This is a genomic window from Streptomyces poriferorum (assembly GCF_019399235.1).
GTDB lineage: Bacteria > Actinomycetota > Actinomycetes > Streptomycetales > Streptomycetaceae > Streptomyces > Streptomyces poriferorum.
This window is the reverse complement of record NZ_JAELVH010000234.1, coordinates 1-11,025: the sequence shown is the minus strand read 5'-3', so window position 1 is coordinate 11,025 and position 11,025 is coordinate 1. Positions and strand designations below refer to the sequence as shown.

At 72.0% G+C, this 11,025-nt stretch carries 7 protein-coding genes and 1 tRNA gene; 5 read left to right on the top strand and 3 right to left on the bottom strand.

Translation table 11 applies throughout. From position 1 onward, the window contains the following. Positions 1–201 precede the first annotated feature (201 nt). From tmk to JGS39_RS30245, 5 genes are all read left to right on the top strand, one after another. On the top strand, positions 202–3,465 hold the full coding sequence (tmk, locus tag JGS39_RS30265; protein ID WP_219572893.1) for a dTMP kinase: 3,264 nt from the start codon (positions 202–204) through the stop codon (positions 3,463–3,465). Between the two features lie 235 nt (positions 3,466–3,700). Then, a complete protein-coding gene (locus tag JGS39_RS30260) occupies positions 3,701–4,906 on the top strand; it encodes a DNA polymerase III subunit delta' (protein WP_219572892.1) in 1,206 nt (401 codons plus the stop codon). A 140-nt stretch (positions 4,907–5,046) separates the two neighbouring features. Continuing rightward, complete coding sequence (locus JGS39_RS30255) at positions 5,047–6,597, top strand: alpha/beta hydrolase (protein ID WP_219572891.1); 1,551 nt, start codon at positions 5,047–5,049, stop codon at positions 6,595–6,597. Between the two features lie 98 nt (positions 6,598–6,695). Beyond that, a tRNA-Thr gene (locus tag JGS39_RS30250) sits at positions 6,696–6,769 on the top strand. A 284-nt stretch (positions 6,770–7,053) separates the two neighbouring features. Further along, positions 7,054–8,142: an acyltransferase family protein gene (locus tag JGS39_RS30245; RefSeq protein ID WP_219572890.1), complete on the top strand. Its 1,089-nt coding sequence runs from the start codon at positions 7,054–7,056 to the stop codon at positions 8,140–8,142. 44 nt (positions 8,143–8,186) lie between these two features. On the opposite strand, the gene JGS39_RS30240 is transcribed toward JGS39_RS30245, so the two are convergent. The 3 genes from JGS39_RS30240 to JGS39_RS30230 all read right to left on the bottom strand — a co-directional run. Beyond that, positions 8,187–8,981, bottom strand: coding sequence for an SDR family oxidoreductase (locus JGS39_RS30240; RefSeq protein ID WP_219572889.1), 795 nt, complete (start codon positions 8,979–8,981; stop codon positions 8,187–8,189). Between the two features lie 162 nt (positions 8,982–9,143). After that, the gene (locus JGS39_RS30235; RefSeq protein WP_219572888.1) at positions 9,144–9,785 is read right to left on the bottom strand and encodes a response regulator transcription factor; all 642 of its coding nucleotides are present in this window, start codon (positions 9,783–9,785) and stop codon (positions 9,144–9,146) included. Positions 9,786–9,787: 2 nt separating this feature from the next. Beyond that, positions 9,788–11,025: sensor histidine kinase (locus JGS39_RS30230; protein WP_236065832.1), on the bottom strand; the 1,238-nt coding region annotated here is incomplete at its 5' end.

The window sequence follows — 11,025 nt, the reverse complement described above, 5'->3', positions numbered from 1 at the left end:
GGCCTGGGGGCAGGCAGGAGCCGATGGGCCGGATCCCAGGCGGGGCCCGAGGGCTGGGGGCAGGGACGGCCCGATAGGCCGGAGGTCGTGGCTTCGAAGGCCGGGGCCGCGTGCCCGTCGGGTGGGGCGGATCGTGAGGTCGACGGTCGTATGTTCGGACGCGGACCCCGGGCACCGCTCCGCTCCCGATAGGCTGGGCGGATGACGCGAGCCGAGCAGCCAACGGTCGTGAGCCCCACCTCCGACACACTTGCCGCAGACTCACGCGAGCGCGCCGTACGAGCCCTGTTGCGTGTTCCCCCGCTGAAGCGGTTGTGGAGCGCCCAGCTCGTCGGCAGTACCGGCGATGCACTCGCCCTTCTCGTGCTGGTGTTGCTGTCGCTGCAAGCGGCGGTCCTTGAGGGCTCATTCGGATCCGGATACCGCGGGGCGGCCTTCGCCGTCGCCGCCGTCTTCGGGGCCCGGATTATTTCCACCCTGCTCTTCGGAGCCGTACTCCTGGGGCCGCTGACGACCCTGACGGCGCCGGGAGGGCCGCTGGACCGGCGATGGCTGATGATCGGCGCCGACGGGCTGCGGCTCGCGCTGCTGGTCGTCGCGCCCCTTTGGATCGACTGGACGCCCGACAAGGCGCTCATGATGATCCTCATCACCGTCTTCGTCACCGGTGCCGGTGAGCGCCTGTGGACGATCGCGAAGGACGGGGCGGCGCCCGCGCTGCTGCCCGCTCCGCCGATCGAGGGCGCTGCGGTGCGCCCGTTGCCGGACCACCTCGACTCACTGCGCCGGCTGTCCCTGCGTACGGACTTCGCCGCCGTTCCCGCCGCCGCGGCCGTTCTGCTGGTCGCCACGCTGATCGGCAACCTGCTGGGCTCGGGCCTGGAGTGGTTCTCCTTCCACCAGGCGGCCCTCGGCTCGTACGTCGCGGCCGGGCTGTTCTCCGCCTCGATCTCCACCCTGTACTTCCTGGAACTGCCCGGCACGCCGACGCCCCGGCCGCGCTCGCCCCTGGAGGGGCTGCGCCGGCCGTCCGCCGGCAGCGGACCGGACAAGGGCCGCACCGGCGCCGTCCCGCTGATCGTCGCGACCTGTGCCGCAGTCGCCGGAGCGATCGCGGCTGCGGCCGCCGTCGCCGTGCTGGACGCCGCCGACCTCGGCGGTGGCCCCGCCACCTTCGCCCTGCTGATCCTCGCCCTGACCGGCGGTACGGGTGTCGGCATCCGTACCGCGCAGAAGGTGCTGCCCACCCTGTCGCGGCGACGGCTGCTCTCCCTGGCCACCGCCGTCACCGGAGTCGCCCTCCTGGCGATGGGCCTGGTCCCGGACACGGCGACCGTCCTCCTGCTCGCCGTGCTCGCCGGATACGCGGCGGGTGTCGCCGCGAACACCGGGCATGTGCTCGTCGACCAGGAGACCGAGGAGTTCCGCCGGGCCCGGACCACCGAGCACCTCCAGGCAGTCGTGCGGGTCCTGATCGCGCTCGGCGCGGTCGGCGGACCGCTGGTGGCCGCCGCCATCGGCACCCACCGGCTGACCGCGGGCGACTTCGTCTTCGCGCACGGCGGCGCCGCCTTCACGCTCATGCTGATCGGCGCCCTGCTGCTGCCGGTCGCAGCGATCGTCCTCGCGAAGACGGACGACCGCTCCGGTGTGCCGCTGCGGCGCGATCTGCGCGAGGCGCTGCGTGGGGGCGACCCGGCGGTCGCGCCCGCCGGGACCGGCTTCTTCCTCGCCCTGGAGGGCGGTGACGGAGCGGGCAAGTCCACCCAGGTCGAGGCGCTCGCCGAGTGGATCCGTGCCAAGGGCCACGAGGTCGTCGTCACCCGCGAGCCGGGTGCGACCCCCGTCGGCAAGCGGCTGCGCTCGATCCTGCTCGACGTGTCGTCGGCAGGGCTCTCCAACCGGGCCGAGGCACTCCTGTACGCCGCCGACCGCGCCGAGCACGTCGACTCGGTCGTGCGCCCGGCGCTGGAGCGGGGCGCGATCGTCATCTCCGACCGCTACATCGACTCGTCCGTCGCCTACCAGGGCGCGGGCCGTGATCTCGCGCCGACCGAGATCGCCCGGATCTCACGCTGGGCGACGAGCGGCCTCGTACCGCATCTGACGGTGCTGCTGGACGTCGACCCGCAGACCGCGAGGGAACGGTTCACCGAAGCGCCCGACCGGCTGGAGTCCGAGCCGCCCGAGTTCCACGCCCGGGTGCGCTCCGGCTTCCTGACGCTGGCCGCCGCAGACCCGACGCGTTACCTGGTGGTGGACGCCGGCCAGGAACCGGAGGCGATCACCACGGTCGTACGTCACCGGCTCGACCAGCTCCTTCCGCTCTCCGAGGCCGAGATCAAGGCCCGGGAAGAGGCGCGCAAGGCCGCCGAGGAAGAGGCCAGGCGCCTCGCCGAGGAGGAGGCCGCGCGCAAGGCGGAGGAGGAGCGGCTGGAGCGCGAGCGCCAGGAGCAGCTCGCCAAGCTCCGGGCCGAGGAGGAGGAGCGCAAGCGCCGCGAGGAGGAGGAAGCGCGCCGCCGCGAGGCCGAACGCCAGGCGGAAGAGGCGCGTCAGCGCGCTGAGGAGGCCCGGCAGCGTGCCGAGGAGGAGCGCGCCCGGGTCGAGGCCGAGGACGCTGCGCGCGAGGCCGAGCAGGCCCGGCTGCGCCGCCAGGCCGAGGAGGAGGCCCGGCTGCGCCAGGAAGCCGAGGCCCGGCGTCTCGAGAAGCAGCGCAAGGCGGAGGAGGCCCTGCTCCGGGCCGAGGCAGCTCGACGCCAGGCAGAGGCGGAGGCCGCTGCCGCCGCGGAGAGCGCCCGCGCCCGGGCGGCGGCGGCCGCGCAGGCGGAAGCCGATGCGGAGGCTGAGGCCGCCGAGGCCGAGCGGGCTTCGCGTGCCAGTGCGAGGCCCGAGAGGCCCGAGCCGCCCGTGTCGGACAGTGAGCTGACGGTTCCGACCCCGATCGTCAACCCGAACGAGATCACGCAGCCGGTGCCTTCCCCGGTGGATCCGCAGTCCGGCTCCGGGCGGCCCCGCAGCGCGTCGCCGTCCGCGCCCTGGCCCTCCGACGAGGCCGAGACGGCGATGATCCCGAAGATCTCCGACGCGTCCGGGCATCCCGGTGCGGCGGACGAGACAGCAGTGCTGCCGCCGGTACGGGACGCGGGACTGCGTAACTCCGGACGCGACGCCAACCCCGCGGACCGGGTACCGCGCGGCATCTTCCGGGACGAGCGCCCGGCGGCCTCCGCACCGGAGGGCGAGAACGAGCGCACCCGCGAGCTGCCGCAGATCACCGACCCGCAGGCGAATCCGCCCGCGGACCGGGACCGGCAGGGATCGTCCGGCCGGTCGGGGCGTCCGCGCCCGGACTGGGCGGAGGAGACGCCGCTGGACGATCTGCCCACGCTGGCGGACGAGCTGCTCGGCGACCACGACGACGAGGACCCCGGACCCAGGGGCCGGGGACGCCGCCCGCGTCGCTGACCTGGTACGACGCCGATGGCCCCGCGCGAACAGGCGCGGGGCCATCGGCGTCCGGGCGCCCGGGCTGCCGTCGTTCCTCCGGCCGTCTGCCGGGATTGTCAGACCCGTCCCCCACAATGGGAGGCCGGACCGGCGAACGTCACGGCGACAGCCATGGCGGGAGCCACAGGAAACCCGCGTCGCCGTTCCACGGAACGGTGGTGCGGCCCGCACACCACCGGAAGGGCGGTGACCCGTGTCCGTATGGGACGACCTGGTCGGCCAGGACCGCGTGCAGGAGCAGCTCGGTGCCGCCGCCCGGGACGCCGACGCGCTGGTCACCGCCCATTCCACGGGGCAGCAGGTGCCGCCCGGCTCGAAGATGACCCACGCCTGGCTGTTCACCGGCCCCCCGGGCTCCGGCCGGTCCACCGCCGCGCGGGCCTTCGCCGCCGCCCTGCAGTGCACCAGCCCGGACCGTGCCCTGGGAGGGGCACCGGGCTGCGGTTTCTGCGACGGCTGTCACACGAGCCTCATCGGTACGCACGCCGATGTCGACGTGATCCGAACCGATCTGCTGTCCATCGGTGTGAAGGAGACCCGCGAGCTGGTCCGCCGTGCCCAGCTCTCGCCGGCCGTCGGGCGCTGGCAGGTCATCGTCATGGAGGACGCCGACCGCCTCACCGAGGGCGCGGGCAACGTGCTGCTCAAGGCGGTCGAGGAGCCCGCGCCGCGCACGGTGTGGCTGCTCTGCGCGCCCTCGCTGGAGGATGTGCTGCCCACGATCCGGTCGCGTTGCCGCCACCTCACGCTGCGCACTCCGTCGGTCGATGCCGTCGCCGATGTCCTGATCCGGCGCGACGGCATCGATCCGGAGCGGGCCGCGTCCGCCGCCCGTGCCACCCAGGGACACATCGGCCGGGCCCGCCGTCTCGCCACCGACGAGCGGGCGCGTGCCCGCAGGGCGGCCGTCCTGAAGCTCCCGCTGCGGGTCGACGACATCGGCGGCTGTCTCAAGGCCGCCCAGGAACTGATCGACACCGCCACCGACGACGCGAAGCAGGCGGCCGAGGACGTCGACGTCAAGGAGACGGAAGACATGAAGGCCGCACTTGGCGCCTCGGCCGGGGGCCGGATGCCGCGGGGCACCGCAGGGGTGATGAAGGAGCTGGAGGACCGGCAGAAGCGCCGTAAGACCCGCACCCAGCGCGACAGCCTCGATCTGGCGCTCACCGAACTGACCGGGTTCTACCGCGATGTGCTCGCCCTGCAACTGGGTTCCCGGATCGCCATCGCCAACGCGGACGCCCAGGACTCCCTCGACCGCATCGCTCGCTCGTCCACGCCGGAGCGCACCCTGCGCCGGATCGAGGCGGTGACCGCCTGCCGCCGGGCCCTGGACCGCAATGTCGCCCCGCTGCTCGCGGTGGAGGCGATGACGATGGCGCTGCGGGCGGGCTGAGACCGCCGGTCATGGCTGCACGACGCGACGGCCGCGCAGCCCGGCCGGTCTCCGAATAGCCGCGCAGCCCGGCCGGTCTCCGAATCACCCGAAAGAGCAGGGAATCGGACGAGCCGACGCCCGGCGGCTACGCTCCGGACATGCATACCAGGCGCCCGCTCCGCACCCTCGCCCTAGCGCTCGGCACCGCCGGCCTCCTCATCTCCGGCTGTACCGATGGGGGTTCGACGACGGGCGCCTCGTCGCCCGCGCAGGCGGCCTCGGCCACACCCTCCGCCGTACCGGCGGCGCTGAAGCCGTTCTACGCCCAGCAACTGAACTGGCGGGACTGCGGGGTCACCGGATTCCAGTGCACCACGATGAAGGCGCCGCTCGACTACGCGAAGCCGGACGGCGGCGAGATCAAGCTGGCGGTCTCCCGCAAGAAGGCCACCGGTCCCGGCAAGAAGATCGGCTCCCTCCTCGTGAACCCGGGAGGTCCCGGCGGATCGGCCATCGGCTATCTCCAGGGATACGCCGCGATCGGCTACCCCGCACAGGTGCGCGCCCGCTACGACATGGTCGCCATCGATCCGCGCGGGGTGGCGCGCAGCGAGCCCGTCGAGTGCCTCACCGGTTCACAGATGGACGCCTACACCCAGGTCGACCAGACGCCTGACGACGCCGTCGAGGTCACGAAGCTGAGCAGTTCGTTCAAGAAGTTCGCCACCGGCTGCGAGCAGCGCTCGGGCGAGATCCTGCCGCACGTCTCCACCGTGGAGACCGCCCGCGACATGGACATCCTGCGTGAGCTGCTCGGGGACGAGCAGCTGCACTACGTCGGTGCCTCGTACGGAACGTTCCTGGGTGCGACGTACGCCGAGCTCTTCCCCGCGCGGGCGGGCCGTCTCGTGCTCGACGGTGCGATGGACCCCTCCCTCCCGTCGGCCGAGATGAACCGGGACCAGACCGCGGGATTCGAGACCGCGTTCCAGTCCTTCGCGGCGGACTGCGTGAAGAAGGCGGACTGCCCGCTCGGTACGACGTCCGCCGCCGATGCGGCGACGAACCTGAAGAAGCTGTTCAGCGACCTCGACGCGAAGCCGATCGCCACGGGCGAGTCCCGCAAGCTCGGCGAGTCCCTCGCCACCACGGGCGTCATCGCCGCCATGTACGACGAGACGGCCTGGCCCCAGCTCCGCGAGGCGCTCGCCGGTGCCGAGGCGGGCGACGGCTCGGGGCTGCTCTCCCTGGCGGACAGCTACTACGAGCGCGAGCCGAACGGCACGTACGCGAACCTCATGTACGCCAACGCGGCCGTGAACTGTCTCGACCTCCCGCCCGCCTTCGCCAACTCCCAGGCGGTCACCCAGGCCCTGCCCACCTTCGAGAAGGCCTCGCCGGTCTTCGGGAAGGGCTTCGCCTGGGCCTCCCTGAACTGCGCGTACTGGCCGGTCCCCGCCACCGGCACCCCGCACCCCATCAAGGCCGAGGGCGCCGCCCCGATCGTGGTCGTCGGCACCACCCGGGACCCGGCGACCCCGTACAAGTGGGCGAAGTCCCTGGCCGGCCAGCTGTCGTCGGGCACGCTCCTCACCTACGAGGGCGACGGCCACACGGCGTACGGCCGCGGCAGCGACTGCATCGACACGGCGATCAACACGTACCTCCTGGAGGGCACCGCGCCCGACGACGGCAAGAAGTGCTCCTGACCTGCGACTGAGGCGTGGAAACGGGGCGGTGCGGAGCACCCCTCGAAACTGTGTAGACTTGGCGACGCCGCTGATCGCATCATGGTGCGACAGGGCGTGCCGCCTTAGCTCAGTTGGCCAGAGCAACGCACTCGTAATGCGTAGGTCTCGGGTTCGAATCCCGAAGGCGGCTCCGCTTAAGCCTCAGGACTCACTCGCCGTGACCTGGGGCTTTTGCTTTTGCCGGATGAGGCGCCTGACACGCCGTTCGCCGGGCCGATCCGGAAAGACGCCCGGCCCCGTCTGATCCCGGTGTCCGGCCGGTGGCCGGGAGGGGAATACGGTGGGGCGGCGCGAGGTGTCTTCGGTGCCGTCTGTCAGGGTCTGATGTGTAAGATCACCGCCCGGGCCGGGCGGCCGGCATTCCGCGCCGCTGCGATGGACCCGATCAGCAGGGTGTTCTGGAGGAGACGGCGGATGACAAGCCCCATGGGCGGGGAGATACCGGGGCCGGCGAGCGAGAGAGCCGTGCTGACGGCGCCCCCGGCACCGGAACGGTCGGCTGCGCCCGCGCCCGGCCGGGGCGGCAGGGATCCCTTTTTCGACAATGCCAAGTTCCTGCTGCTTGTCCTTGTGGTCTGCGCGCACTTCTGGGCCGACTGGATCAACCACAGTGATGCCGTCAGGTCCGCGGCAGCCTGGGTCTACTCCTTTCACATGCCGGCCTTCATCGTGCTTTCCGGCTACCTCTCCCGCAGTTACACCGGGCGCCCGGATCAGGTGAAGCGGCTGATCACCGGGGTTCTGGTCCCGTACCTCATCTTCGAGACCCTCTACGCACTGGTCCGGCAGTACGTCCTCGACGAGGGCGAGATCGACATCACGATCCTCCAGCCCTGGTTCGTGTGCTGGTTCCTCGTCGCTCTGTTCATCTGGCGGATCACCACGCCTGTCTGGCGTGCCGTGCGGTGGCCGGTGGCCGTCGCTGTCGTGATCTCGATGCTTTCGGGCCTCACCAGCAACGGGAACATCCTGCAGTTCGCCCGGGTGCTCCAGTTCCTGCCGTTCTTCGTGCTGGGTCTGCAGCTGCGCCGGGAGCACTTCGAGTGGCTGCGCTCCCGGAACATCAGGGTGGTCTCGGCCGTGGTGATGTGCCTCGCGCTGCCCTTCTCCTATCTGGCGGCTCCTCGGCTGAACGACTGGGAATGGTTCAGCTGGCGGCACGACTACACCGAACTGCACGTATCGCTGTCGTTCTGGTTCTTCATGCGGATCGCGCTGTTCGTCGCCGCGGCCGTCATGACGGCCGCGTTCTTCTCCCTCGTCCCGAACCGCAGGACATGGTTCACGGTCATGGGCACGCGCACCATGTACGCCCTTCTGCTGCACCCGCTGCTCTACCGCGCGGCAGTGGACGCCGGGGTCTACGACCGGCTCGATTCGCCCTGGGGCAAGCTCGCGCTGACCGCCGTGGCCGCCGTCGTCGCCGTCGTTCTGATGACCGCCGTGGTGCAGCGGATCTTCCGGCCTCTCGTCGAGCCTCGTCTGCAAAGGCTCATGGCCTGAGTTCCCGGGGCCTGCGGTGGGTGCCTCCTCGCGGGCGGTGAGGACTACGCCGATCCGCCGTTGCTCTTCAGCAGCTGGCCGTTGACCCACTGACCCTGCGGCGAGCAGAGGAAGTCCACCAGGTGCGCGGTGTCCTGCGGGGTGCCCAGGCGGCCCAGTGGGGTGTTGCGTACGAGGAGTTGCGAGAGGTCGTCGTTCATCCAGCCGGTGTCCACGGGGCCCGGGTTGATGACGTTGGCGGTCACTCCCAGGTGGGCGAGCTCGTGGGAGGCGGCCAGGGTGATGCGGTCCAGGGCCCCCTTGCTGGCGCCGTACGGGAGGTTGCCCACCGTGTGGTCGCTGGTGAGGGCGATGATCCGGCCGGAACCCGGGGCGGCGCGGAAGCGGAGCCCGTACTCCCGGATCAGCAGCCAGGTGGCACGGGCGTTCACGGCGAAGTGCCGGTCGAAGCTCTCGACGGTCGTGTCGAGGAGCCCGGAGTCGACCGACTCGGCATGGCTCAGCACGAGCGCGGTGACCGGTCCGATCCGGCGTTCGGCCTCGTCGAAGACGCGGGACGGGGCGTCGGGGTCGACCAGGTCCGCCTCGATCGCGACCGTGCGCGCGCCCTGTCCGGTGAGGGATGCGGCGATGGCCGCGGCCGCGCCCTGCTCCTCGCCCCAGGACATGCGCCGGTCGTACGGCGTCCAGTAGGTGAAGGCGATGTCCCAGCCCGAGGCGGCCAGTTGGCGGGCGATGCCCGCGCCGATGCCGATCGTGCGGCCGACTCCGGTGATCAGCGCGAGGGGGCGGGCCGACGCGGAGGGCTGGGGCTGCGGGCTTTCATCGGCTGTGGTCACAGCGTGGAATCCTGCGTCATGGGTGTGCGCCCCGGCAATGTCTTTTGGTGCGTGGTGCGTGGTGCGTGGTGCGTGGTGCGTGGTGCGTGGTGCGTGGTGCGTGGTGCGTGGTGCGTGGTGCGTGGTGCGGGGTATGGGGTGCCGGTACGCAGGCGACGCCGGTCAGCCCCGCAGGTACGCCAGCACCGCCAGCACCCGGCGGTTCGTGGTGTCGTCCAGCGAGAGGTCGAGCTTGCCGAGGATGCTGCCGAAGTGCTTGCTGACCGTGCCCTCGCTCACCGTCATCGCCGCGGCGATCGACGCGTTGGACCTGCCCTCCGCCATCAGGGCCAGCACCTCCTGCTCGCGCGCGGTCAGCCGGGAGAGGGGGTCCCGGCGGCGACGGATCAGATGGCGGACCACCTCGGGGTCCACGACCGTGTTCCCGGCGGCGACGCGGTGCAGGGCGTCGACGAACTCCTCTACGTTGCCGATGCGTTCCTTGAGCAGATAACCGACGCCCGCACCATCGGCGGAGTCGAGGAGGTCCTCGGCGTAGGCGCGCTGGACGTACTGGCTGAGCACGAGGACGGGCAATTCCGGTTGGCGGGTGCGCAGTTCGATCGCGGCGCGCAGCCCCTCGTCGGAGAAACCGGGCGGCATGCGCACATCGGTCACCACGATGTCCGGGACGTGGGCGGCCACGGCCGCGATCAGCTCGTCCGCCGTGCCGGCGCCCGCCACCACCTGATGGCCGAACCGCTCCAGCAGCCCGATCAGGCCTTCCCGCAGGAGCACACTGTCCTCGGCCAGTACGATGCGCACGCTCACGTCCTCGTATCCGCAGGTGAGAGGGGGACCTGCAGCCGAAACACCGTGGGCCCGCCGGGCGGACTGGACACTAGCAGGTGGCCGTCGAGCACCGAGATACGGTCGGCCACGCCCTGGAGGCCCGTGCCGTCACGGGTGTCGGCGCCGCCCGTCCCGTCGTCCCACACCTCCACCACCAGCCGGCCCCGCTCCGTCCGGCCGCTCACCCGCGCGTGCACCGCCCCGCTGTGCTTGGCCACGTTGGCCAGCGCCTCGCAGACCGCGAAGTAGACCGCCGTCTCCACCGCTTGGGGGAGCCGGTCCGGCAGGTCGAAGTCCATGTCCACCGGGACCACCGACCGGTCCGCGACGTCCTCGACCGCAGCCTGGAGGCCGCGGTCGGTGAGGACCTGGGGGTGGATGCCCCGGATGAGCTCCCGGATCTCCACCAGCGCGACCCCGGCCTCCTCGTGGGCCTTGGTGAGCAGCCCGGCCAGCGGTTCGGCCGGGTTCTCCAGCCGGGCCAGACCGAGCGTCATGGACAGTGCGACCAGCCGTTGTTGCGCGCCGTCGTGCAGATCGCGTTCGATCCGCCGGCGCTCCGCCTCGAAGGCGTCCACCAGCCGTATCCGGGAGCGGCCCAGCTCCCGCAGCCGGGAGTCGAGGCCGGCCTCGGGCGCGGAGAGCAACTGCCGGGTCAGCACCGCCCGGCCCGCCGCGAGGATCCCCAGCGGATACGCGAACAGGGGGAGCAGCACCAGTCCGGCGAGCAGCGCCGCGCAGGCGGGCGGGTAGCTGTGGATCAGCCAGATCTTGAGCACGCGCGCCTCCTCGCCGCCGCTCGCCGCCAGCATCAAGGGGGCGGCCATCAGCCCGCCGCAGACGACGAGGGCCGTGCCCGCGGCCAGCGCCTCCAGCGGCCACAGGACCAGGGCGAACAGCAGCGCGTAGCCGAGCTCCCGCCAGGTGGCCCGCTCCTGGAGGCGGGTGCGCAGCCAGGCGGAGAGGCCGGTGCCGTCCGGTTCGCGGTGGGCCGGGGCGAGGGGCCGCGGGTCGAGCAGCCGCAGCCTGTGCCGTTCCACGACGGCCAGCGGGATGCCCGCGAGCACGAGGGTGAGGAGGAGCGGGATGCCGATCAGGATCACGGTGAGCGCGCTGCCCGCGACGGCCAGGAGGAGGAGCGCGGTGAGGGTCGCGAGGCCCAGCGGCACGCTCGTCAGCAGGTAGAGCGTGGCGCGCCACGCTCTACCTGCTG

Bases quoted from the DNA above. Each gene is read 5' to 3' on its own strand.
- tmk (WP_219572893.1), top strand. From the start codon at position 202: ATGACGCGAGCCGAGCAGCCAACGGTCGTGAGCCCCACCTCCGACACA.
- JGS39_RS30255 (WP_219572891.1), top strand. From the start codon at position 5,047: ATGCATACCAGGCGCCCGCTCCGCACCCTCGCCCTAGCGCTCGGCACC.
- JGS39_RS30245 (WP_219572890.1), top strand. From the start codon at position 7,054: ATGACAAGCCCCATGGGCGGGGAGATACCGGGGCCGGCGAGCGAGAGA.